Origin of the sequence: Brevundimonas kwangchunensis, from assembly GCF_039523815.1 — a bacterium.
GTDB classification, from domain to species: Bacteria; Pseudomonadota; Alphaproteobacteria; order Caulobacterales; family Caulobacteraceae; genus Brevundimonas; species Brevundimonas kwangchunensis.
In genome coordinates this window covers 265,328-289,205 of record NZ_BAAAGA010000001.1, presented here as the reverse complement: position 1 = coordinate 289,205, position 23,878 = coordinate 265,328, and the positions used below count along the sequence as shown (strand labels likewise).

General features: G+C 64.6%; 16 protein-coding genes. 11 read left to right on the top strand and 5 right to left on the bottom strand.

All coding sequences use genetic code 11. From position 1 onward, the window contains the following. Position 1: 1 nt before the first annotated feature. Both ABDZ95_RS01390 and ABDZ95_RS01385 read right to left on the bottom strand, forming a co-directional pair. On the bottom strand, positions 2-1,633 hold the full coding sequence (locus ABDZ95_RS01390; protein WP_343789225.1) for an alpha-glucosidase: 1,632 nt from the start codon (positions 1,631-1,633) through the stop codon (positions 2-4). Further along, positions 1,630-3,423 carry an alpha-amylase family glycosyl hydrolase gene (locus ABDZ95_RS01385; protein ID WP_343789222.1) on the bottom strand — a complete coding sequence of 598 codons (1,794 nt, stop codon included), beginning with the start codon at positions 3,421-3,423 and terminating at the stop codon, positions 1,630-1,632. The genes ABDZ95_RS01390 and ABDZ95_RS01385 overlap by 4 nt, the downstream gene beginning before the upstream one ends. Before the next feature lie 287 nt (positions 3,424-3,710). On the opposite strand from ABDZ95_RS01385, the gene ABDZ95_RS01380 reads away from it, so the two are divergent. The 6 genes from ABDZ95_RS01380 to ABDZ95_RS01355 all read left to right on the top strand — a co-directional run bounded on the left by ABDZ95_RS01380 (position 3,711) and on the right by ABDZ95_RS01355 (position 14,239). Then, on the top strand, positions 3,711-6,509 hold the full coding sequence (locus ABDZ95_RS01380; protein ID WP_343789219.1) for a TonB-dependent receptor: 2,799 nt from the start codon (positions 3,711-3,713) through the stop codon (positions 6,507-6,509). Between the two features lie 194 nt (positions 6,510-6,703). Continuing rightward, positions 6,704-8,218, top strand: a complete 1,515-nt coding sequence (locus ABDZ95_RS01375) for an MFS transporter (RefSeq protein ID WP_343789216.1) — start codon at positions 6,704-6,706, stop codon at positions 8,216-8,218. A gap of 99 nt (positions 8,219-8,317) precedes the next feature. Continuing rightward, entirely contained in the window at positions 8,318-8,914 is a 597-nt protein-coding gene (locus ABDZ95_RS01370) for a hypothetical protein (RefSeq protein ID WP_343789213.1), read from the top strand. A 333-nt stretch (positions 8,915-9,247) separates the two neighbouring features. After that, positions 9,248-11,311, top strand: coding sequence for a S8 family peptidase (locus ABDZ95_RS01365; protein ID WP_343791203.1), 2,064 nt, complete (start codon positions 9,248-9,250; stop codon positions 11,309-11,311). A gap of 70 nt (positions 11,312-11,381) precedes the next feature. After that, a complete protein-coding gene (locus ABDZ95_RS01360; RefSeq protein ID WP_343789209.1) occupies positions 11,382-13,565 on the top strand; it encodes an AGE family epimerase/isomerase in 2,184 nt (727 codons plus the stop codon). Further along, positions 13,565-14,239 carry an acylneuraminate cytidylyltransferase family protein gene (locus ABDZ95_RS01355; protein ID WP_343789206.1) on the top strand — a complete coding sequence of 225 codons (675 nt, stop codon included), beginning with the start codon at positions 13,565-13,567 and terminating at the stop codon, positions 14,237-14,239. Before ABDZ95_RS01360 ends, ABDZ95_RS01355 begins: the two co-directional genes overlap by 1 nt. On the opposite strand, the gene ABDZ95_RS01350 is transcribed toward ABDZ95_RS01355, so the two are convergent. Next, positions 14,236-15,255 (bottom strand): M48 family metalloprotease, encoded by a 1,020-nt coding sequence (locus ABDZ95_RS01350; protein WP_343789203.1) that lies wholly within the window; start codon positions 15,253-15,255, stop codon positions 14,236-14,238. The genes ABDZ95_RS01355 and ABDZ95_RS01350 overlap by 4 nt on opposite strands. A 335-nt stretch (positions 15,256-15,590) precedes the next feature. On the opposite strand from ABDZ95_RS01350, the gene ABDZ95_RS01345 reads away from it, so the two are divergent. The 5 genes from ABDZ95_RS01345 to ABDZ95_RS01325 all read left to right on the top strand — a co-directional run bounded on the left by ABDZ95_RS01345 (position 15,591) and on the right by ABDZ95_RS01325 (position 20,892). After that, complete coding sequence (locus tag ABDZ95_RS01345) at positions 15,591-16,637, top strand: NAD-dependent 4,6-dehydratase LegB (protein WP_343789199.1); 1,047 nt, start codon at positions 15,591-15,593, stop codon at positions 16,635-16,637. Continuing rightward, on the top strand, positions 16,634-17,800 hold the full coding sequence (gene neuC / locus ABDZ95_RS01340) for a UDP-N-acetylglucosamine 2-epimerase (RefSeq protein ID WP_343789196.1): 1,167 nt from the start codon (positions 16,634-16,636) through the stop codon (positions 17,798-17,800). Before ABDZ95_RS01345 ends, neuC begins: the two co-directional genes overlap by 4 nt. Beyond that, positions 17,793-18,890: an N-acetylneuraminate synthase gene (neuB, locus tag ABDZ95_RS01335; protein ID WP_343789193.1), complete on the top strand. Its 1,098-nt coding sequence runs from the start codon at positions 17,793-17,795 to the stop codon at positions 18,888-18,890. The genes neuC and neuB overlap by 8 nt, the downstream gene beginning before the upstream one ends. Next, the gene (locus ABDZ95_RS01330; protein ID WP_343789190.1) at positions 18,887-19,939 is read left to right on the top strand and encodes a nucleotidyltransferase family protein; all 1,053 of its coding nucleotides are present in this window, start codon (positions 18,887-18,889) and stop codon (positions 19,937-19,939) included. Before neuB ends, ABDZ95_RS01330 begins: the two co-directional genes overlap by 4 nt. 110 nt (positions 19,940-20,049) lie before the next feature. Beyond that, on the top strand, positions 20,050-20,892 hold the full coding sequence (locus ABDZ95_RS01325) for a metallophosphoesterase family protein (RefSeq protein ID WP_343789187.1): 843 nt from the start codon (positions 20,050-20,052) through the stop codon (positions 20,890-20,892). Here ABDZ95_RS01325 and ABDZ95_RS01320 read toward each other — a convergent pair. Together ABDZ95_RS01320 and ABDZ95_RS01315 are read right to left on the bottom strand one after the other, a co-directional pair. Further along, the gene (locus tag ABDZ95_RS01320; RefSeq protein WP_343789184.1) at positions 20,889-22,544 is read right to left on the bottom strand and encodes a hypothetical protein; all 1,656 of its coding nucleotides are present in this window, start codon (positions 22,542-22,544) and stop codon (positions 20,889-20,891) included. The two genes, ABDZ95_RS01325 and ABDZ95_RS01320, sit on opposite strands and share 4 nt — an antisense overlap. Next, entirely contained in the window at positions 22,480-23,868 is a 1,389-nt protein-coding gene (locus ABDZ95_RS01315) for an O-antigen ligase family protein (RefSeq protein WP_343789180.1), read from the bottom strand. Before ABDZ95_RS01315 ends, ABDZ95_RS01320 begins: the two co-directional genes overlap by 65 nt. Between the last annotated feature and the right edge of the window lie 10 nt (positions 23,869-23,878).

Genomic DNA, 23,878 nt, shown 5'->3' with positions numbered 1-23,878 from the left:
GTCATCCGGGCTCGCCTGCGAGCACCAGTCCAGCCAGCGGCGGCAGTACGCCCGCCGACCCCGCGCCGAGGTTGACCCACTCGACCAGACGCCAGCCCTCGAGCGCGGTCCATTTCGCTTCCGCGTGGCCGAGATTGAACACGCACATCAGTCGCTCGGCGCCCAGGCGGCGCTCGAAGGCGACCACATCGCCATCGGCGTCCAGCATCCGCATCTCGCCCCGCGACAGGGCCGGGTGGGACTTGCGCAGTTCGACCAGCCGTCGGGTGACGTGGAGCATGGCGTTGGGATCGCCCTCCTGCCGGTCGACCGACAGGGGAACGTGGCGGGCATCCAGCGGCAGCCACGGCTCGACGCTGGAGAAGCCGGCGAAGGGGCGGTCGGCCTGCCACGGCATCGGCGTGCGCGCGCCGTCGCGGCCCAGTGTCTGCGGCCAGTTGGCGATGGCCTCGGGATCCACCAGCCGCTCGAAGGGCACCTCGCCCTGCGGCAGGCCCAGCTCCTCGCCGTAGTAGATGAAGACGTTCCCGCGCAGGCACATCAGCAGCAGCATCGCCATGCGCGCCACGGCGTCCGGATCGCGGCCCTCGGCCCAGCGGGAGATGGCGCGCGGGGCGTCGTGGTTGGAGAAGGTCCACGACGGCCAGCCCTGCCCCTGCCGTCCGTCCCAGATGTCGTTGGCGGCCGCCACCATCGCGCCCTCGAGGGCCGGAGCGTAGAGGTAGAGGAAGCCGTAGGCGCTGTTCAGCCGGTCGTCGCCGGCGGTGAAGGCCTGCATCTCGCGCTCGGCATGATCGCCCCCGACCTCGGCCACGCTGAACCGGCCGCCGTAGCTGTCGGTCAGGGCGCGGATGCGCTTCAGGAAATCGACGATCTCCGGCTGGCTCTGGTTGTTGATCTTGTCCTGGAAGTCGAACGGCCGGGTCCGCTTGCCGCCCTTCGGCAGCGGCGGATTGTCGGTCAGCTTCGGGTCGTGCATCGAGAAGTTGATGGCGTCGAAGCGGAAGCCGTCGACGCCCCGGTCCAGCCAGAATTTCGCGGCGGCCAGCAGCGCGTCCTGGACCTCCGGATTGTGCACGTTCAGCTGCGGCTGCTCCGGCAGGAAGTTGTGCATGAAGTACTGGCCGCGCCGCGCGTCCCAGGTCCATGCCGGACCGCCGAACACCGACTGCCAGTTCGAGGGCGGCGAACCGTCCGCCTTGGCGTCGGCCCAGACAAACCAGTCCGCCTTCGCGTTGTCGCGCGAGCGTCGGCTCTCGGCGAACCACGGGTGCTGATCCGAGGTATGCGAGAAGACCAGATCGATGATGATCCGCAGGCCGAGGCGATGCGCCTTCTCCAGCAGGGCGTCGAAGTCCGCCAGCGTGCCGAAGATCGGATCGACGTCGCAGTAGTCGGCCACGTCGTAGCCGAAGTCCTTCATCGGCGAGGTGAAGAAGGGGCTGATCCAGACCGCGTCCACGCCCAGCGAGGCGATGTGTTCCAGATGGTCGGCGATGCCTTTCAGGTCCCCGATGCCGTCGCCGTTCGTGTCGGCGAAGCTGCGCGGATAGACCTGATAGATGACCGCCCCGCGCCACCAGTCTGCGGCGTCGGCATGGGGTTCGGTCGCTTCGAGAATCTGGACGGTCACGCGGGGCCTTCGGAAACGCAGACAAGGTAGCCCAGGGCGGGCACGGAAATGGACAGGACACCCGGCGCTGCGGCGCGGGCAGGGCAGACGCCAAGCGACGCACGCCAGGACGGGGAGCCGGCCTCGACCGGCACGTTCACATCGCGCGCCTCGGTCGAGGTGTTGAACACCACCACGGTCTCGCCGGTGTCGTCGAGTCGCGAGATCGCGAGCACGCCCGGCGTCTGGTCGGCGATGCGGATGGCGACGCGCCCGCGACGCAGGCGGCCGTCGGCGGCGCGCACGCGGGTCATCTCCGCGATGCGGCGGTACATGTCGGCGGATGTGTCGAACGGGCCGGAGGCCAAGCCCACACGCCGGTCGTCGGCGTAGGTCGGGACCTGCGTCTCGAACATGTCCTGTCGGGCGCGGCGGTCGTCACCGTCGCCGGTGAAGCCCTGCTCGTCGCCGTAGTAGATCACCGGCACGCCGCGCCCCAGCAGGACCATGGCGTGGGCGAGTGCAGAGCGGTCGAGCAGTTCGGCGTCGCCGACATTCGGCAGGGCTTTCAGGATCAGGTGCCCGATCCGGCCCAGGTCGTGGTTGCCGGTGAAGGTCGGCAGGCGGCGGGCGGTCTCAGCTCCTCCGGCATAGATCGGATCGGCGCGCAGCACCTGCGCCAGATTGATCGGTCCGGCTGTGCCGGTCGCTGCCTCCTGGATCGCCCGCTGCGAGGCGAAGTCCAGCACCGACGGCAGACCGTCGACGACGGTGTGTCTGGCGGCGTCGGCGACCACAAAGTCGTAGGTCTCGCCGAAGATGTGGAAGTTCGGAATGCCCTTGGCGCGCGCGCGCTCCAGCATGGCCGGAACGAAGGCCTGCCAGAACTCCGGGTTCACATGGCGCGCGGTGTCGATGCGGAAGCCGTCGATGCCGTACTGCTCGATCCAGTCGCCATAGATGTCGATCATCCCCTCGACCACGCGGGGGTGCTCGGTGAACAGGTCGTCCAGACCGGCGAAGTCGCCGTCCAGCGCGCTCTCGCCGTACCAAACGCTGTTGCCGCGGTTGTGATAGAGGCTGACGTCGTTCAGCCAGGCGGGGACCTTGATGTCGTCTTCTCCGGCCGGGGCGTAGGGCGTGTACGCATAGTCCGGCCGCGTCAGGGCGTCGAAGTTCGAGCCGTCGAACCCGGTGTTTATCGCTTCGCCTTCCAGACCGCCGCGGCGCTGGTACGGATAGTCGCCCTTCCAGCGGTAGCCACAGTCGTTGGCGGGGCATTCGCGATACCGGATCACGTCGGCCGTATGGTTGATGACGATATCCAGGTAGACCTTCATCCCCCGCCCGTGGGCCGCCGCGACCAGCGCCCGGAAGTCGTCATTGGTCCCGAAATGCGGGTCCACGCGGGTGAAGTCGGTGATCCAGTAGCCGTGATAGGCGGCGCTCTCGTGCCCCGCCGGGCCCTGCACGGTCTTGTTGGCGAAGATCGGCGCGATCCATAGCGCCGTAACGCCAAGACCCTGCAGATAGTCCAGTCGCCCCGTCAGGCCACGCAGATCGCCGCCGTGGTAGAAGCCCGGATCGGTCGGGTCGTAGCCGGTGACCAGCCGATCGCCGGACAGGCCGCCGCGATCGTTCGATGCGTCGCCGTTGGCGAAGCGGTCGGGCAGCAGGAAGTAGATGACCTCGTCCTCGGCCGGACGATCACGCATCGCGGCGACCGGGTCCTGCGCCAAGGCGGGGATCACAGCCAGCATGGATGCGGAAAGCGCAAGCGCGCAGGCCAGCGACGACCGTGTCCTCCTCATCGCGTCCCTCCAGACTGTCCGTCGACATCGTGGCCGACAGATCGTTTGCAATATTTTGCAGTGCTATCGACGCCTGTCAATCTTGTCATGTTTTCAAACGCGAATCCCTGAGATCTCTGCATGATTCAAGCTGGCAAAGCGTGACCATTCAGGCTGTTTGCCACATTCCGGCCTCACCGCTGCGCCGGATTTCGCCGCGCATCTTGCAAGCTTGCCAGAAGTTTGCATAACTTTGCGATCAGATGCCGGACGTTTCGTCAGAAGACGCCGGACAGGGAGGATTAGAGATGAGACTTCAGGTCACCCGGCGTGCGCGCCTTCTTGCCGGCTCCGCCTTCGGCGCTGTCGCCCTTCTGGCCATTGCCGGAACCGTCTCGGCCCAGACGGCGCCGCAGGACGAACCCACCGACATCGGCGAGGTCGTCGTCACCGGCATCCGCTCGTCGATCGAAAGCTCGATCGCCTCGAAGCGGACCGAAACCTCGATCGTCGAGGTCGTCACCGCCGAGGATATCGGCAAGCTGCCCGACGTCTCCATCGCCGAGTCGCTCGCCCGTCTGCCGGGTCTGACGGCCCAGCGTCTGGACGGTCGGGGTCAGGTGATCTCGATCAGGGGGCTGGCTCCGGACTTCACCACCGCCCTGCTGAACGGTCGCGAGCAGGTCTCCGCCGGCGACAACCGCGGCGTCGAGTTCGACCAGTATCCGTCGGAACTGCTCGGCAGCGTGATGGTCTACAAGACCCCGGACGCCGCCCTGATCGGGCAGGGTCTGGCCGGCACCGCCGACCTGCGCACCATTCGTCCGCTGGAGTACGGTCGTCAGGCCATCGCGCTGAACGCTCGCTATGAGTGGAACGACTACGGCGCGCTCAACTCGGGCACCGAGGACACGGGTCAGCGCTTCAGCATCAGCTTCATTGACCAGTTCATGGACGACACCCTCGGCGTCGTTCTGGGCTACGCCCACATGTCAACGCCGTACCAGGCCGAGCGCTTCAATGCCTGGGGTTATCCGGGCGATAACGCGGTCGCAGGCCCCAACCTCGTGATCGGCGGCGCCAAGCCCTACGTCCAGTCCAGCGAACTGGTCCGCGACGGCTACATGGCCACGGTCGAATATCGCCCGAACGACCGTTGGCACTCGACCTTCGACGCCTTCTACTCAGAGTTCGACAACACCCAGATCCTGCGCGGCGTGGAGTTCCCGCTGGCGTGGGGTGGTTCGTCCGGCGCATGCCCGGGTCCGATCGCCGTCTGCCGTCCGGCGCCCACCCTGCGGCCCGGCTTCACCGTCGAGGACGGTATGGTCGTCGCGGGCACCTTCGACAATGTGAAGGGCGTCGTTCGTAACGACGGCAACCGCCGCACGGCCGAACTGACCGCGGTGGGCTGGAACAACGAGTTCATGATCGACGACATCTGGTCGGCGACCCTGGACCTCAGCTACTCGAAGGCCGACCGGACCGATACGGTTCTGGAAACCAACGCGGGCACCGGGCGCAACGTCACCGGCGCCTTGGACAGCCTGACCTTCCGTACCACGCCGGAAGGCACGACCTTCAGCTCGCTGCTGAACTATGCCGATCCGACGCTGATCCTGCTGACCAGCGCGCAGGGCTGGGGTGGCGGTGTTTACCCGGCGGGCATCGAGGGCGGTCAGGACGGCTTCATCAACAGCCCGTCGACGATGGACGAACTGACCTCGGTTCGTCTGGACGTCGGCGGTGACGTCCAGGCCGGTCCGTTCAGCCGTATCGAGTTCGGCATGAACATCACCGATCGCGAGAAGGAGCTGACGCTCGAGCGCTATTATCTGTCGCTCGCCGCGAACCGCGCCGATCCGCTGCACAATACCAGCGTTCCGGTCCCGGCCCGCTTCCTGCTCGCGCCGACCAACCTCGACTTCCTCGGGATCGGCCCGGTCATCAGCTATGATCCGTTCGCCCTCGTCGCCAGCGGCATCTACGAGCTGCTGGCTCCGCAGGACGACAACCTGCTGGCCTTCGGCTGGGCGGTGCAGGAGACGGTCACCACGACCTACGTCATGGGCGACATCGACACCGAACTGTTCGGAATGCCCGTCACCGGTAATGCCGGCGTCCAGTTCGTGCACACCGAGCAGAGCTCGGACGGTCGTGTGGCCGCCGGCAACCCGGCGACCCCGGTCCCGATCTCGGGCGGCGACAGCTACAACGAGGTGCTGCCGAGCCTGAACCTGAACTTCCAGGTCCGCGACGATCTCTATGTCCGTTTCGGCCTTGCTCGCGAGATGGCGCGTCCCCGCATGGACCAGATGCGCGCCTCGGTGAACGTCGACTTCAATGAAGGTCGCGCCACCAGCACGGACGTGAACAACTCGCCCTGGGGCGGCAGCGGCGGCAACCCGAACCTGCGTCCGTGGATCGCCAATGCGGCCGACATCTCGATCGAGAAGTATTTTGGTCGCCGGGGCTATGTCTCGCTGGCGCTCTTCTACAAGGATCTGGAGAGCTACGTTTACGACGAGCAGACCCTGACCGACTTCACGGGCTTCCCGTACACCGGTCCGACCCCTCCGACCCTCCGTCAGGGCTTCCTGTCCAAGCCGCAGAACGGCGAGGGCGGCATGATCCAGGGCGCCGAGTTCGCCCTGTCCCTGCCGTTCGATCTGTTCTGGGAGCCTCTGGAAGGCTTCGGCATGACGTTTAGCGCTTCGTACACCGACAGCGACATCGTCTCGAACCCGGGCAACCCGTCCCAGCCGCTGCCGGGCCTGTCGGAAACGGTCTCAAACCTGACGGTCTACTACGAACGCAACGGCTTCCAGGCGCGGATCAGCAACCGCTATCGCTCGGAGTTCCTGGGCGAGCTGTCCGGCGTCGGCACCGACCGCATCCAGCGGATGGTCGACGCCGAGTCGGTGGTCGACGCCCAGATCGGCTACGAGTTCCAGTCCGGTCCGGCCGAGGGTCTGTCGGTTCTGTTCCAGGTCAACAACCTGACCGACGAGCAGTTCAAGACCTTCGAGAACAACGATGCCCGTCGGGTCATCGACTATCAGCAGTACGGCCGCACCTTCCTGGCCGGCGTGAACTACCGCTTCTGATCCCCCCGACCGCGTAGTGGTCTGGTGCGGGCCGCTTCGGGAAACCGGGGCGGCCCGTGCTGTATCGGCCGCTCGGGAACCGGCCACTTTTGGTTACTGTTTCCCTCAAACCGCTGGACGCAGGGGCTTCCGGATGGAACCAAGGCGACAACAAGGCCGCGCATGAGGGATGCGAACGGCACATGGGAAGTGAAATGACCGACAACACGCAACCGGCGGCGCGTCCGGGAACAGGCCTCGCCTTCGCCTATGTGACCACCCTGTTCTTCGCCTGGGGCTTCGCCACCTCTCTGATCGATCCGCTGATCGCAGCGGTGAAGGGCGTGTTCGATCTGAACTTCACCGAGGCCCTGCTGACCCAGTTCGCCTGGTTCACCGCCTACGGTATCGTGTCCCTCCCGGCCGCCGCCGTGCTGTCGAAGCTGGGCTATGCGAAGTCGGTGGTCGGCGCCCTCGCGGTCATGGTGCTGGGCGCCCTGATCGTGCCGCTGGCGACGATCTTCGACTTCTACCCCGGCGTGCTGGTGGCCCTGTTCGTCATCGCGGCGGGGGTGACCCTGCTGCAAGTGGCGGCCAACCCGCTGGCGGCGTCGCTGGGCACCCCGAAGGGCTCTCACTTCCGTCTGGTCTTCTCCCAGGCGTTCAACTCCCTGGGTACGGTCGTCGGTCCTCTGCTGGGCGCAACCGTCATGCTGTCGGGCGGCATCTTCGCCGTCGGCGGCGTCAGCGCCCTGGTTTCGCCGACCGCCCTCGTCCTGATCCTGCTGGGCGTCGGTCTCGGCCTTGTGGCCGGCGTGCTGATCGGCGCCCTGCGTCGCGACATCAAGGGTTGGCTGGTCGTCGGCGCCGCCGCAGGCCTGATCGTCGGCTGGGTAATCTTCCTGCACAACTACATCGGCGGCATCGCAGCCCAACCGACCATTCCCGTCGCCGAGGCTGTCGAAGTGGTGACCGACCCGGCCGCCGCCCGCGCCGCGACCCTGCGCAACATCGACACCATCTTCATCGGTCTGGCCGTCTTCTTCGCCCTGCTGGGCGCCTTCATCTGGAGTGTGCGCGGCAAGCTGACCGCCGCCAGCGCCAATGCCTCGGCCGACCTGCCGGGCTCGCCGCTGAAAGCCCTGTCGTCGCGCTGGGCCGTGTTCGGCGCCATCGGCATCTTCTTCTACGTCGGCGCCGAAGTGACCATCGGCAGCCTGATGACCAACCTGCTGCACTCGGAGGGCGTGCTGGGCCTGCCGATCCACGACGCCGGCCGTCTGGTCGCCCTGTACTGGGCCGGCGCCCTGATGGGGCGCTTCGCGGGCAGCGCCTTCCTGACGCGTATCCCGGCCGGCCTGCTGCTGGCGGTCTGCACCGCGGTGGCCGCCATCCTGTGCCTGGTGGTATCGCAGACCGGCGGCTTCAATGCCGCCTTCGCCGCCCTGTCGGTGGGCCTGTTCAACTCGATCATGTTCCCGGCGATCTTCACCCTGACGCTGGAGCGCTCGACCGCACCGGCCTCGGCGACCTCGGGCCTGTTGTGCATGGCCATCATCGGCGGAGCCATCCTGCCGCTGGTCGGCGGGGCGGTGGCGGACCAGGCCGGCCTGAACCTGGCCTTCCTGATCCCGATGGTCGGCTACGTGATCCTGACCGTCTTCGCGATCGCCGCAGCCCGGACACCGGCGCGCGGTGGCGACGTGGTCGCGGCGCCCGCCTCGCACTGATCCGACGAACGGATCAAACGAAGGCCGTCGGGGGCGACTCCGGCGGCCTTTGTGCATTCTGCTTCCGGCGCCTAGGGTAGGCGCGAGCCGGAGAGCCCCATGATCCGTTCCTGCCTTCGCGCCCTGATCCCCGGCCTTCTGTTGGCGCTTGTCGCCGGTCAGGCCTGGGGGGAGGTGACCCTGACCTTCTATGCCCATCCGGGGGCCCGCATTCGCGGCGGCGACCTGCTGTTCCCTCACGCCTACATCCACGCGACCGGGACGCGGGAAGACACCGGCGAGGCGGTCAACTGGGCGGCGGGCTTCACGGCGAGAAACCCTGGCCCGCACCTCCTGTTCGGGCGCGCCGGCGGCGTCGTGCAGGAGCCGGAGCAGCGCTACATCGGCGAGGGCAGGGGTTATCTGCGGGTCACGGTCACCGATCAGGTCTTCGACGCCGTGCGCGCCCGCTCGGACTGGTGGAACAGCCCGGAGGGCTCGACCTACGATCTGCGTCGGCGCAACTGCATCACCTTCATCGCCGACCTGGCGCGTGTCGCCGGGCTTCAGACGGCGCAGGAACCGTCGATGAAGCCGGGCACGTTTCTCGAAGCCACAGCCGCGTTGAACCCCGCTGCGGCCCTGAATGGTCAAGCCGTAGCGAACGAGACACTGAGTGGGCCATTCATCGAACCGGAGTTGCCCGAACGTAATTGAGTGGATTGCCAGACGCGAAAGGGAGTCTCATACAGTTCTGAAAGGGGTGGAGATTGGGGTAATGCGATGCGCAAGCTGCGGATAGTCAAGGCTCTATTGCCGGTAGTGACCCTCGCAGCCGTGCTGCCTCTGACGGCGGCATGCGGGGGTGGCGGTGGTGGCGGCGGCGGCAGTGTCGTGACGCCCATCCCTCCTCCGCCTCCTCCCCCCCCGCCTCCGCCACCACCACCTCCTCCACCGCCACCACCACCACCTCCTCCACCGCCACCCCCGCCGCCGCTTCCGACCTCGACCGAGTACACGCGGAACTACGGCGTCGGGAACACGGGCGCGATCGCGGCGTGGGACAGGGGAGCGACGGGCGCCGGCATCTCCATCGGCGTCATCGACTCCGGCATCAACTTCGCACAGGCCGATCTGCAGGGACGGATCTCTGTCGCCTTGTCGACCGACGTGGTCGTCGGTCGCGGTAATCCGAGCGGGATCATCGGTCCGGAGGGGCAGCCGGCCCACGGCACGAACGTCGCGGGCATCATCGCATCGAACTTCAACAACACCGGAACGATCGGCGTCGCCTACGAGTCCACTATCGTGTCCATCCGGACCGATGTCAGCGAAGGCTGCAAGGACGAGGACCAGGTCTGCTTCAAGTCGGCTGATCTGGTGCGGGCGATCGACTATGCGATCCTGCATCGCATTCCGGTGGTGAACATGTCCCTCGGCGGCGAAAGCGCGCTGGGGGCTTCGTTCGAGGCCGCGCTCTCGCGGGCGGTCGCCGCTGGTATCGTCTTCACCATCTCGGCCGGCAACGAGGGCGGCGTGGACCCTGAATGGCCGGGCCGCTACGCTACCGACGCCCGGTTCGCGGGGAACATCATCGTCGTCGGCGCCCACGACAGCGCCAATCAGATCGCCAGCTTCTCCAATCGGGCCGGATTGTCACGCGAGGCCTATATCAGCGCCGCCGGGGCCGGGGTCCTGACCAGCTGCGACGGCACCATCTGCTGGCGGATCAGCGGAACGTCCTTTTCCGCACCGGCCGTTGCGGGCGCCCTCGCCCTTCTGCTCGACGCCTTCCCGAACCTGACGGGCAAGGACGCCGTGGCCATCCTCCTGCGGACGGCGCGCGATGCGGGGGCCACCGGCACCGACACCGTTTACGGCCGCGGTCTGCTGGACATCGCCCAGGCTTTCCAGCCGGTCGGCTCGACCTCGGTCGCGACCGCCAGCGGCGGCGCGGTCGCGGTGACCTCCCAGCGGTTCGCCTATACCGGCGCGGCGCTGGGCGACGCGCTGCGCAACAGTGGTGCGCTCGAGACCGTCGGACACGACGAGTACAACCGCATGTTCCGGGTCAATCTGGCGGACTCGTTCAGCGGCGCGCCGCGAGGCGACCGCGCCCGAATGCCCGAGCTTCGCCGTGAGGCCGCAACCTTGCGGGTCGACGCGCCGTTCGGCGGCCAGCTGGCGCTGACCAGCAGCACGACGCACGACGACAGCATCTACGACCCGGCCGCCGCATCAGCCTCAATCACCCCCTGGCTGGACGAGCGCAAACGCCAGGACATGATGGTCGAGTTTTCGACGGGCAACGGCGTGATCGCGATGTGGCAGGGCCGCAATGGCGCCCGCTCGCCGTTCGAGCTCGGCGCCGGCGATGGCTTCGCTTCGCTCGCCCAGGTCGATCGGGCCTGGATGGGGGCGATCCGACTGGGCCAGCTGACCTTCACCGCCGACGCCGGCGTGGGCGATCGCGCCATGCCGTTCAAGGCGGCCGAGGACGATGTCTCTCGCTACTCGCGGTTCGCGATGAACTGGGAGGCCGCGCCCGGCACCAACGTCAGGTTCGCGGCCGGCGGACTGGACGAGCGCATGGGGCCGCTGGGATCCTTCGTGCCGTTCGGTTCGGGCATGGAGATGCCCAGCCAGACGACCTTCGCCGGCGTATCGGGCAGGACGGATCTCGGTTCCGGCCTGTGGCTGGACGCCGAGATGGGTTGGGCGCGGACCGGAATGGACGGGCAGTTCATGACGCTGTCGGAACAGGCGGTCAGCTCCAGCTGGCGCGTGGGCCTGACCACCTTCTGCAAGCAGCTCGGGTTCGGTTGTCAGTCCCTGACCTGGTCGATCTCCCAACCGCTGCGCGTGGAGAGCGGCGAGTTCACTGCCGTGCTGGCGGACGCCCCGCTGCGATACTTCGATCCGCTGACCTTCTCGGAACGCCGCTTCTCGGCCTCGCCGACGGGTCGTCAGGTCGATATGTCGCTGGGCAGCGTCCACGCCCTTCCGAACGGCTCCCAGCTGGCCCTGCGCGCAGTGGTCACGCGCGATGACCGCCACGTCCGTGACGCGCCGCCAGCTTATGCGCTAATGGGGAACTGGCGCGCGACGTTCTGACGGCTGCCCGATCCGGGTCGGACGGCGGACATCGTCGCCGTCCGACTGCAGATTGAGGGGCAACCGCGACATGGCGATCTTTCCGGTGATCCTGTGCGGCGGGGCGGGTACGCGGCTGTGGCCGGCGTCGCGCCCCGAGAAGCCGAAACAGTTCCTGGACCTGACCAGCCCCCTGTCGCTGTTTCAGGAGACCGTGCGGCGCGTCGAGCCTCTGGCGCGGGACGGCGGGCGCGTCGTCGTCGTCGCCGGCAAGGAGCATCGCGGCTTCGTCGAGGAACAGCTCGGCGAGGTCGAGGCCGCGGTTCTGCTGGAGCCGACCGGGCGCGACTCCGCCGCCGCAATGACCGCGGCCGCGGAATGGATCGCCGCTCAGGACCCCGAGGGCGTCGCGGTCTTTGTCGCCTCTGATCATCACATTCCCGATGACGCAGCGTTCCGCGCCTCGGTTCTGGAAGGCGTGGAGTCCGCGCACAAGGGCCGGATTGTCGTGTTTGGGGTGCACCCGACAGAGCCGTCCTCGGCCTATGGCTACATCCATCCCGAGCAGCCGGGCCTGTCGCCGGTGCGATCCTTCGTCGAGAAGCCGGATCGCGAGACGGCGACCGGCTATGTCGCTCAGGGCTATCTCTGGAACAGCGGCAATCTGGTCGTCGCCGCCCGCACCTTGCTGGACGAGGTGCGCAGCTTCGCGCCGGACGTGGGCGCCGCGGTCGCGTCGGCCATGCCCGGCGGCGCGTCCGGCGTGATGGAGCTGAAGGCGGAGTTCGAAGCCGCACCGCGGATCTCCATGGACTATGCGGTGCTGGAGCGCAGCCGGAAGGTTTGGGTGCTGCCGGTCGGTTTCGGCTGGTCCGATCTGGGCGCCTGGGACGCCGTCGCGGCCACTGACACCGGCGGCAGAGGATTGTGGATCGGGGGCAATGGCGACGGCGCCAATCTGGTGCGTGCGGCCGAAGGCATGGTGGTCGCCACCGCCGGCGTGTCCGACCTGGCGATCATCGCCGAGCCGGACGCCGTCCTGGTCTGCCACCTCAGCCGTTCGCAGGAGGTGAAGAGCCTGGTCGAGCGCCTGCGCGAGATGTCGCCGGGCCACCTCACGCCGGGCGCGCAGGAGAGCTTCGCCGCCACGGCTTCGCGGTTCTTCGACTGGATGGATCTGGCCGCCCTGCCGCTGTGGGGCACGCTGGGTGTCGAGGACGACGGGGCATTCGCCGAGGCGCTCGACGCGCGAGGCAAGGCGGTCGGCGACTTCCGCCGGGCGCGAGTGCAGGGCCGTCAGGCCTATGTCTACGCGGCTGCGGGTAAGGCCGGCTGGTCCGGGCCGTGGAAGCGGCTGGTCGCCGAGGGGCTCGCGGCCTTCGAGACCAGCAATCTGCGCTCCGACGGCCTCTATCGCACGCGCGTCGGTCGCGACGGTGCGGTTCTGGATGACACGCCCTGGCTCTACGATCAGGCCTTCGTCCTGTTCGCGCTCGCCGCCGCGGCTTCGGCGGGTATCGAGCCGGCTGCCAACGCCGCACGAGCTCATCGCCTGTTCGAGGCGCTCGGTCCGCTTCGCCATTCCGCCGGCGGCTGGCGCGAGGCTGGCGATCATCCCTTCCAGGCCAACGCCCACATGCACCTGCTCGAGGCCTGTCTCGCGTGGGAAGAGCTGGAGCCCGGCGGCGACTGGACCCGTCACGCCGACGCGATCGTCGGCATGGCCAGAGCGCACTTCATCGACGCCGAAGGCGGCTTCCTGCGCGAGTTCTTCGACGCCGACTGGAAGCCCGCGTCAGGCGAGGACGGTCGGCTGGTCGAGCCCGGACACCAGTTCGAATGGGCTTGGCTGCTGGCCCGCTGGGGGCATCTGCGCGGTGACGCCTGGGCGCTTTCGGCGGCGGAGGCTCTGTATCGGATCGGCGCGCGCGGCGTGGACGTCCGCACCGGCATCGCCATGGACGCCCTCAACGACGACCTGACCGTCCGCTCGGCCCAAGCCCGCCTCTGGCCGCAGACGGAACGGCTCAAGGCGGCGCTGATCCTGGCCGAGGGTGCGGGGGAGGGCGACCGCGCCCGCTACGTCCGCGATGCCCATTCGGCCCTGAAGGGCCTGATGCGCTATCTGGAGCCTAGCGGCCTGTGGCGCGACAAGCTGAAGCCGGACGGGGAGTTCGTCCAGGAGCCGGCCCCGGCCAGCTCGCTCTATCACATCATGGTCGCCAGCGAGCAGTTGCGGGCGGTCGAGCAGCGACTGCCGGAATGGGGCGCGTGATGCTGGGTGATCGCCGCGTCATTGCTGTCATCACCGCGAGAGGCGGTTCGAAGGGACTTCCCGGCAAAAATCTCATTCCGTTCCGGGGACGCCCGTTAATCGCATGGACGATAGCGGCGGCACAGGCCTCTGCGCACATTGACACACTAATCCTGAGCTCGGACGACGCAGACATTATTTCGGCAGCACGTTCGTTCGGCTGCGAGGCGCCGTTCGTGCGGGATGCTGTTCTGTCGACTGACGAAGCCACTTCGATGAGTGTCCTGCTCGACGCGATCGAACGCTCTCCGGACCACGATATTGCGGTGCTGTTACAGCCGACTTCGCCCTTACGTGCCACGTCAGACATTGATGGCGCCCTGATGTTGCTCCACCAGGCGCCAGCGGTGGTTTCCGTAACCGCGGCCGAGGTTCATCCTTGGTTGACCTATCACGCCGACGAAGACGGAAAACTGTCAGCCTTTGTCGAGCCTCCGGCAGGAGCCAGTCTGCGACGACAGGATCTTCCGTCAGCCTGGAGTCTGAATGGCGCCGTGTATGCAGCCGAAATTGAATGGCTGAAACGCGAGCGCACCTTCTTGCAACCGGGACAGACTGCGGCATGGATTATGCCGGCCGGCAGGTCGGCGGACATTGATACGCTCGCGGATCTGAAAGCGGCCGAAGTCATCTAGGGTAAAAGCGGTTCTCCCGAGGCGCGCTTTGCTTCGATCTCCGCTTGCACCGCTTCCAGACGCGTCGCTCGCACACCCGCCGAGGCATGCGCGAGCGAGGGATAGCGTACCCGCCAGTTCGACTCGGCGAAACGACGCCAGAACGGCGCGGCGATCGCGGGATCGTAACCCGCCCGGGCCATCAGATAGAGGCCGACACGGTCGGCCTGTCGTTCGTGGTTGCCATCGGCGCACAGGCGCGGATCGCAGTCGGCGGCGACGACCGTGCGTCCCTCACCGCCGGTCTCGGACCAACTGCGATGACGCAGCACGTTGTGCGCCAGTTCGTGACCGAGGATCAGGGCGAGATCGTCGTCTGTTTGCGCGAAGCTGGCCAAGGCCGTGCTTATGAAAAGGCGCCGACCGTCTGCGCGCGCGTTCAGTTCGTCGGACGGGTTCAACTGGACCTCGTAGCCGCATGCGCTCACGGGCTGTATGCGTGTCGAGATCAGTTGGCCGCGTCTGCGCACGGAGAGTTCGGCGGGGCCGCGGGCGAATGCTGCATCCAGCCTGGCGATGTTGGCCGCCAGCCCCTCGAACTGCGCCGCCCGGCCGCTCGCGCCAGGTGTCATGCGTTCCCCATTCACCGAGACGATGACATCCCCGGTTTCCAGTGCAGCCAGCGCGGCAGGAGATCCGGAGGGCGCCGACAGGACACCGGGCAAATCGCCGTCCAGTGAGAAACGACTCTCGGCGTAAGACCGCATTTCGGCACTATACTGACCGGCAGAATGCAGCGCCCAACCAGCGGATTGGCGAACGACAGGACAAAGGTCAGTGTTCGCAGTCGACAGGCGCCAGGCCACGCGAGCCACACGCTGATCCAGGGCTGTCAGGTTGGTGAGACGTTGTTCCGGCCCATCATGATCGAAACCGCTTGCTGCCGGACGCAGCCCCATCTGCGGAGATTCGCAGGCGCTCAACGCGACCATCGTGAGGGCGAACAAAAGGCTGTAGGCGGTTCTGAGCAGGGGCATTGGTGAAACCCTGGATGAAAAACGAGAGGGGCTGGCCGTCCACGGCTGGCCCGAAGTCCGTCGACTAGCGGATCGTCAACCGGAGTGAAAATCCTAGTCGCTTTCCGGGCTGCTGTCGGCGGCCACGCCCACGATGCCGCAAGATAACATCGGCGCCGATCAGTAGAACCGGAAACGGAATGGCGCGAGCTCCGACGGTCGGAAGCAAAAAGGCGGTGGCGGCGGCGAGGCTCTGCCCCATCCTGTGTCCTTTCGCGAGATGTGTCGCAGGCTGGGTCGAAGGGTTGGAAAGGTTCCTTCAAGCTATACGGGGATATCGATCCGGAACGCCGGGCATGGCATTGATCGCCGGGAAGCGACGGAGGCGTGAAATGAACCTCGACGGCAAACGGATTCTCGTCACTGGAGCAGACGGTTTTATCGGCTCGCATCTGACAGAACGGCTGATCCGTCGCGGTTGCAATGTGCGGGCTTTCGTCCAGTACAACAGCCTTGGCAGCTGGGGGTGGTTGGACGAGAGCCCGCTCGATATCCGCCGCGACCTAGATGTTTTCGCCGGAGATATCAGGGATCCTCATGGCGTCCGGGCGGCGGCGAGAAACTGTGACGTAGTCCTGCATCTCGCTGCCCTGATCGCAATTCCTTACAGCTACCATTCTCCTCAGACCTACGTTGAGACGAATGTCCTCGGCACGCTGAACGTTGTGCAGGCGGCGCGAGATCTGGGCATCGAACGGGTCGTGCATACCTCGACCAGCGAGGTCTACGGCACGGCTCGGTTCGTTCCGATCACCGAGGCTCACCCCTTGCAAGGACAGTCACCCTATTCGGCATCCAAGATCGGCGCGGACCAGATTGCGCTCAGCTTCCATGCAGCGTTTGGCACGCCGGTTACGGTGATCCGCCCCTTCAATACTTACGGGCCACGGCAGTCTGCCCGAGCGGTCATTCCGACAATCATCACTCAGGTCGCTGCCGGTGCGGAGAAGATCAAACTGGGCGCTGTCCATCCCACCCGCGACTTCACGTTCGTAACCGATACGGCGCGGGCCTTTGAGGCGCTCGCGGAATGCGATGCTGCGGTCGGCCAAACCGTTAATGTCGGCAGCGGCTTCGAAATTTCGATCGGCGACACGGCGCGGACCATCTTCGGACTTATGGGGCGTGATGTCGCCATCGTCACTGATGATCAAAGGCTGCGCCCCGATGCCAGTGAGGTTGAACGCTTGTGGGCCGACAGTGGGTTGATGAACAGTCTCACTGGCTGGGCTCCGGAGTACGGTCGCGACGACGGCTTCCGACGCGGTCTGCGTGAAACCATCGACTGGTTCAGCGACCCGGCCAATCTGGCGAGATACAGAACAGAGCGATACGCGTTGTGAGCCGTAACAAGCGGATCTGCGTCGCGACGAGCGGCCGTGCCGACTATGGCCTGTTGCTCTGGCCCATGAGGGATATCGCGGCGGCGTCTGACCTGGATCTGCAGGTGCTTGTCACCGGTTCTCATCTCGAGGAGCGTTTCGGCCGGACGGTGGATCAGATTCTGGCTGATGGCCTGCCTGTGACCGCATCGGTTCCCATGGCGCTCACCGCCGATGACCCTGTCACCCTGGCACGGGCCAGCGCACATTGCGTCGTTGGAACTGCGGAAGCGCTTGCGGCTCTTCAGCCCGATATTCTCCTGGTTCTCGGAGATCGGTACGAAACTCTCGCCATCGTGCAGGCGGCGATGCTCACCCGGACACCGGTCGCTCATATTGGCGGGGGAGATGTGACGGAGGGCGCGATCGATGAAGGTATCCGGCATGCGATAACCAAGCTGGCTCACATTCATCTCGCAACCCATCGAGGCGCGGCCGGCCGGATCGTTCAGATGGGCGAGTCGCCAGACCGGGTTCACATCGTCGGAAGCCCGGCTCTGGACAATCTTCGCAGGATAAAGCCGCTCGAGCGGAACGTGCTGGAGCGCCGTCTGGGCAGGTCGCTGGCCAGCAGAAATCTGCTCGTCACCTTCCATCCCGTTACAACGTTGCCGGACCTGGGTCTTTGCGAACTCTCAGCCTTGCTGGAAAGTCTTTCGACCCTACCGGAGGACATCCATCTCTGGTTTACGCGCGCCAACGCCGATCCGGGCGGGGTGACGATGAACGAACGGCTGGAACGCTTCGTTCGTGAACGTGCAAACACATCGCTCCACGACGCTCTCGGGCCATTGTACCTGCCTCTGCTGGCCGCTTGCGACGCGGTCGTCGGGAACTCTTCCAGCGGCTTGGGAGAGGCTCCGTCGGTCCGCACCCCCACGGTTGATATCGGCTTTCGGCAGCAAGGCCGGTTGGCGGGACCTTCCGTCATTCAATGTGCAGCCAGGCCCGATCAGATAGAGCCAGCGCTCTATCGAGCGCTGGCAGGAGATGTTCCGGGTTTCGATAATCCCTATGGGGACGGCCACAGTTCGGCGCGTATTGTGCAGGTGCTGCGAACGGCGCCCCCACAGGATATTCTTCTCCGCAAGCGGTTCTTCGATGGTGATTCGCAGCATGGCTGACCGGGTGCTTGTGATCGCAGAGGCCGGTGTGAACCATGACGGATCGTTCGACGACGCTTGCCGTCTGATCGATGTGGCCGCAGAGGCCGGGGCCGATATCGTCAAATTCCAGTCGGGGAACCCACGGAATGTCATGACGCAGCGCGCGATCAAGGCCGCATACCAGGAACACAATACGGGATCGTCAGGCACTCAGCTGGAGATGGTCGCATCCCTTGTTCTGAGCCGCGAGGAACACTGTGGCCTCGCGGACCGCTGTGAGAAGCGGGGCGTTCGTTTCATGTCCACGGCCTTCGATATCGAAAGCCTTCATTTCCTTGCCGGCCTCCGTATGCCGGCGGTCAAGGTGCCGTCGGGAGACCTGACTTGGGGCTCCATGCTGCTCGAAGCCTCGCGTGTCGGACTCCCGTTGATCGTATCAACCGGCATGGCCACCCTTGAGGAGGTTGAGGATGCCCTTGCTGTTATCGCCTTTGGCCTGACTCGTGAGGGCGTGCCGGCGGGAAAACACGACCTTCAACGCGCATTTCAGGATGGCCAAGCGGCGCTGCGGGAGAGAGTCACTCTCTTGCATTGCACGACGGAATACCCTGCCCCGCTGGCGGCCATAAACCTGCGCGCCATGGCCACTCTGGCCGACGCTTTCGACCTGCCGGTGGGCTATTCCGATCATAGTCTGGGACAGACGGTCGCTGTGGCGGCCGTCGCACGCGGCGCTTCGGTAATAGAGAAGCATTTTACCCTGGATCGGCGCAGGCAAGGGCCTGACCATCTCGCATCGGCCGAGCCCGACGAACTCGCGGCGATGATTCGTTCCATTCGCGAAGTCGAAAGCGCTTTGGGCAGCGTCCAAAAGCGGCCCGCGCCGGCCGAAATCGGCAATATCCCGATCGCTCGCCGCGCTCTCGTCGCGACCCGGGCAGTTCGTCGCGGTGAGACGATAACCGCAGATGCGGTTACGGCCAAACGACCTGCAGACGGCCTTTCCCCAATGGAGGAGTGGCGTCTGATCGGTACGATCGCCGAACGCGACTATGCATTTGACGACGCCTTTGACCCCCCATCAGGCGATGCGGCGGAGGCGTCATGATGCGGCCGTGGGAGCAAGCGCTAATCGGGCCAGGGGCTAACTACCGGGATGCGCTCAAGGCGATCGACGCGACCGGCAAGGGCATGGCGCTGATTGTCGACGATGACAGGCGTTTGCTGGGCGTGCTGTCAGATGGGGACTTGCGACGTGCATTGATCCGGGGCGCCGGTCTGGAGGATCGCGCCATAGAGGGAGCCAATCGCGAACCGGTCTGCATCGACCAGCACCAGGATCGCGCCGCCACCCTTACGCTGCTTCGCGCTCACAGTTTGCGACAGTTGCCGGTGCTGGATGAGGATCGTCGTGTCGTTGGCCTGACGACCATCTCGGACTTCCTGAACATCCCCGTTCGCACCAATCCGGTTGTCATCATGGCCGGCGGGAAAGGGGAACGACTGGCGGAACTCACGCGCAACACTCCCAAACCGATGCTGAAGGTGGGACCACGACCGATCCTGGACACCATCGTCGGCAGTCTGGCTGCGCAGGGTTTTCGCCATTTCTGGCTAGCCGTGAACTACAAGGCCGACCAGATCGAGCGGCATTTCGGTGACGGGTCCCACCTGGGCCTGAGAATAGGCTACCTCCGCGAGGACAAGCCGTTGGGCACCTGTGGAGCTCTATCGCTGTTGCCGCCGCAATCGGAACCGCTCGTCGTCACCAACGGCGATGTCCTGACCCAGGTCGATTACGGGCATGTGCTCGATTCACATCTGGAAGCGGGGACCACCGCTACAGTGGTGGTGCGGGACTACCAGATGCAAGTTCCGTTCGGTGTGGTGAACGCCGAAGATGGCAGGATACTGCGGATCGATGAGAAGCCGACGCAGAGTTACACAATAAGCGCTGGTTCCTATGTCCTCTCGCCCTTGGCGCTTGGTCTGATACCAGCCGACACCTACTATGATATGCCGTCTTTGGTTGCGGATATGATCGCCAAGGGAATTCCTGTGCGACAACAACGCGCAGAGGGCTACTGGATGGACATTGGACGCCCGCCGGACTATGCGCAGGCGAACGCTGATTTCGGAGCCGTTTTCGAGGCCTGAGCTGCAATTCCGCCCTGATACGGACGCACGCACCGCCTAGACGGCGGCGGTCCATTCCCTGACCTGACCAGAAAGATAGACAGCGGCCGACACCATGGTCGCGAAGATCGATGATCTCGACCCTGTTCAAGCGCAAGCCCAAGGCCCCAGTCTCGCCGGTAGTTCCGCAACTTCCGGACGGCATTGTCGTTTGGGCGGTGGGTGACATCCATGGTTGCCTGGACCTCCTGAAAGGCCTCGTCGACCAGATCATGGTCGATGCAGCCGCCACGACGGCGGAACGGAAGGTGGTCATTTTCCTAGGCGACTACATCGACAGAGGGCCGGATTCGCGTGGCGTGCTTGAATACCTGCTCAAGCTGCCTCGAGATATCGGCATCGAATGGCGGTTTCTGAAAGGAAATCACGAGGAAGCCATGTTGAAGTTCCTCGATGATCCGTCATTCGGCCCGAACTGGTGTGAATATGGCGGAGATGCAGCGCTGGCGTCCTATGGTCTGAAGCCGCCTGAGATCAGACACCGGGTGGAGGCCTGGGCGCGGGTTTCTGCAGATCTCGACCACAAGGTCACGACCGCTGAGCGCGATTTCCTGAACTCGCTCGAGTATAGTGTTTCGATCGGCGATTATTTCTTCGCTCACGCTGGCGCCCGACCGGGCGTCGCACTCGATCGGCAGTCTGAGCGGGATCTGATGTGGATCAGGGGACGCTTTCTGGACGACGAGACGCCATTCGAAAAGGTGGTGGTGCATGGCCATACGCCAACAACGTCCGTCTATTCGGATCATCGCAGGATTGGCGTAGACACAAAGGCGTATGCCAGTGGCGAGCTTAGCGCGATTTCCCTGTCCGGCTGCCGACGCACCGTCCTGACCGCGCGCTTCGCACCAACCGAAGCGGAAGCGCTGCGTTCGGTTGTCGTGATGCGACATGAGGAAAAGGGTCTGGTCTAGTTTCTCAGAATGTACCGGCCTCGCGTGTCGTGTCTGTGCCCTGAGGCGAGGTCGATCGCCGCGAACGCGGGTGACAATCTTTCGTCAGCTCTCCGCAATCCGCCATGTCGAGCAGTTCGAAACTCGATGACCAATGCGTTGTTTGCGGCATCGCTTTTCCACGCATTCGAAGACACCCCGGATCCCACCCGGGCGACGACGAACCTGGAACGGGGGGAATGCGCTGCGGAGTTGGCGCTCGCATTGACGCGGATCAGATTGTCGGTGAACGAGATGTTCGGCGCGAGATCTACTCGGATGGGGATGTAATTTGCTGGACCTAATCCCCCGTAGATTTCAAAGACGTTGTTGACGACATCAAGATGTGGGCTTCCCGACCCCCCATTATCACCTATCGCCAGAAGTCGGACATCGGGTATGTTGGAAGTCAGGCGGTTTCCCCGAATGCTTCCGGTCATCCGATTAAAGTCAAGGTTTGCGCCGCCGTGGAGTGGCCATATCCCGACGTTCTCAAACTCACTGTCCACGATATCCACCCGATCGGCTCCGAACGAGACTGAGCCGGCGAGGTCCCGTCTTCTGAATCTGCAGTTGATCAGCGATACGTGCCCGGTCCCTTCGGCTCCGTCAGAGATTGTACTGCAAACGAATTGAAAGCCCGCATTCTCCTCAAAAGTGACATCGCGGAAGCGTATGTCGCCAGTCTTGGCGTCGGGATTGGGAGCATCCGGTTCGATATCGACGCCGGCAGACGGCGATTGTGCTCCGTACGGGCCTGCGACGGGTCCTCCTGAGGAGTTCATTTCGATGTACCCGGTGTAACTGTATCTGCCACCGATGACGTCGACATTGCGAGCTGCCGTGATTGTCAGGCCTTGTCTTGCGTTGAACTCGGCGACGCAGCTCTGCAGTGACACGTTCTTGGATACTGTAGATGTCCCGGATGTTGCCGTGGTCGCGCTTATAAAAAAGCCGTCGCCCGGAAAGGCGGAAGACTCCACATCTTCAACGAGAAAATCTTCACAACCCAGTATGGAGAATCCATAACAATTGCTGTCAATCCCTGATCCGTTAGGTTTGAGTTCTCTCGACGTGTGGCGCACATTGCCGATGCATCGGCCATTTCTTACAGCACCCCGAGCGCAGTTCCTGAATGCAAAGGGAGTGACGGAATTGGTCCAACTATAGGGAAAGCCCTCGAAGTCCCGATTTCGGAAGAACCTTCCCTCGACTTCGACCGTCGAGCCGTTCAGATCGATTTCAAAATCCTGGAGACCGTCAAACAGGATGTCGGTGACACCGTTTGCACGGGGACCACCTTCGATCTTGAATCGATTGATCCTGTAGTGGGCATCGCGGGCAAAACGAACGCGAATGTGTCGGCGGCCCGAACAGAATTTGGCCAAGGCCAAAAGGGCATCGTAATCGTCATCGCCGTTGGCGCGGGCACCAAACATCTCCGGAGTGAGTATCGCCGACTGTGAGCAGGAGGCCGGAGACACGGTCTCGCCCAACCCTAACGCCAGCCCCGAATACAGAAAGGTCCTGCGCTTCATTTCTATCGATACCTTATAGAGCTCCTCAGTTTCACGTTCGCTGTCGGCGCGTGCGATGCGCCGGTTGCTGCCCTCCGGATGTGCGAGCCAGCTCAAGCAATGCAGCGGCCATCGCGAACAGCGTTGAGATCGCGACAGTACGGAGAGGGTAATCTGCGAGGGAGTGCACAAGGATCACACCGATCGCAATGCTGGAGGCTCGTTGAAGGTCTCGATCAAGACCTGCCCCCGAACGCCATGCCGTCCACGACCGTCTGGCGTACCAGATCAGAAAGAGGACGATGATACCCGCGCCGAGCCATCCTGCTTCCAGCCATGTCTCGAGATAATCGTTATGGGCTTGGTTGAAGAAGGTTCCATCGAGGGTCGCCATAGGTTCGACGGACCTGAAAACGCTGTCGAAAGAGCCCAGACCTGATCCAAGAGGAAGGAAGGTGTCGCTGGCGGCAAGCACGATTGGCCAGTTATCGAATCGGGCTTCGCCGGCTCCGCCCGTATCGAAGCGCTCAAGCAGGGGAGCCAAGGCGAAAATAGAGATCAGGACTACGGCGATCACTGATGCGCCTGTCATCACCAGCACAACCGGTTTGGGTCGTCCACGGTCTGTTGCGACCCATGCAGCAAGTAGACCGGCGCCGATAACCGGGCCGGCCAGAATGATCCCCGCTCGCGACCGGATAACCCCAAGCGCGACGATGGCCAAGCCGATAGCAAGGCCAAATATCCACAGCCAGATCCGACTGTTGGCCTGTCGATTCCTGCTGGCGCGTGCGCCAAGAACGAAGGCGAATGGAATTGAGGCGAGACACAGAGTCGCTAGATGATTTCTGTTCGCGAAGAAGCCGACGACGTGGCCAGCGTCGGTCGTTCTCCAAGGGTAGAGACGGTTGCCTCCGCTGGCGAGCTGGGCGGCTCCAAGCAGGATCGAGACTGCGGTCACGCCGAGGAGCAGCAAGGCCAGCGTATGACGTGTTCTCCTATCCGCAGAAAGGACGGCGAGGAACATCGCGACTGGCGGAAGCAGGGCAAGCGCCGAGCGCCAAGTCCTGTCAGGCGTAAGGCTGAGCGTACTCCATCCGGGGGGTACTCCCGCGAGTTCCTGAGCCAAAACCATTTCCTGACGTCCCGGCAGGATCGTCCAGATTTGTGGGGGTAGCGGTGCCAGTTGTACAATCGGCAGCAAGACCACCGCTGCAAGAACAGAAAACGCGAGTGTATTGCCCCGGTTTGGCGCGCTCGACCGGGTTAGTGCAAAGATCGCCAACGTGAGCGTCGGCAGCGCGACGAGTTCGACGAGCGCCAGTCTCAATTCATGTTGCCGGCTTGCGCCTCCGAAAACGAAGGCGACAACCAAAAGAATGATGGTCGCCAGGCTGGCGGGGATCCAGTCTTTCAGACTGAAATGGTTCTTCTGGATCATCAGGCGAAAT

Bases quoted from the DNA above. Each gene is read 5' to 3' on its own strand.
- ABDZ95_RS01315 (WP_343789180.1), bottom strand. From the start codon at position 23,868: ATGATCCAGAAGAACCATTTCAGTCTGAAAGACTGGATCCCCGCCAGC.
- ABDZ95_RS01350 (WP_343789203.1), bottom strand. From the start codon at position 15,255: ATGCCCCTGCTCAGAACCGCCTACAGCCTTTTGTTCGCCCTCACGATG.
- ABDZ95_RS01325 (WP_343789187.1), top strand. From the start codon at position 20,050: ATGATCTCGACCCTGTTCAAGCGCAAGCCCAAGGCCCCAGTCTCGCCG.
- ABDZ95_RS01370 (WP_343789213.1), top strand. From the start codon at position 8,318: ATGATCCGTTCCTGCCTTCGCGCCCTGATCCCCGGCCTTCTGTTGGCG.
- ABDZ95_RS01375 (WP_343789216.1), top strand. From the start codon at position 6,704: ATGACCGACAACACGCAACCGGCGGCGCGTCCGGGAACAGGCCTCGCC.
- ABDZ95_RS01345 (WP_343789199.1), top strand. From the start codon at position 15,591: ATGGCATTGATCGCCGGGAAGCGACGGAGGCGTGAAATGAACCTCGAC.
- ABDZ95_RS01380 (WP_343789219.1), top strand. From the start codon at position 3,711: ATGAGACTTCAGGTCACCCGGCGTGCGCGCCTTCTTGCCGGCTCCGCC.
- ABDZ95_RS01385 (WP_343789222.1), bottom strand. From the start codon at position 3,423: ATGAGGAGGACACGGTCGTCGCTGGCCTGCGCGCTTGCGCTTTCCGCA.
- ABDZ95_RS01355 (WP_343789206.1), top strand. From the start codon at position 13,565: ATGCTGGGTGATCGCCGCGTCATTGCTGTCATCACCGCGAGAGGCGGT.
- ABDZ95_RS01360 (WP_343789209.1), top strand. From the start codon at position 11,382: ATGGCGATCTTTCCGGTGATCCTGTGCGGCGGGGCGGGTACGCGGCTG.
- ABDZ95_RS01330 (WP_343789190.1), top strand. From the start codon at position 18,887: ATGATGCGGCCGTGGGAGCAAGCGCTAATCGGGCCAGGGGCTAACTAC.
- neuB (WP_343789193.1), top strand. From the start codon at position 17,793: ATGGCTGACCGGGTGCTTGTGATCGCAGAGGCCGGTGTGAACCATGAC.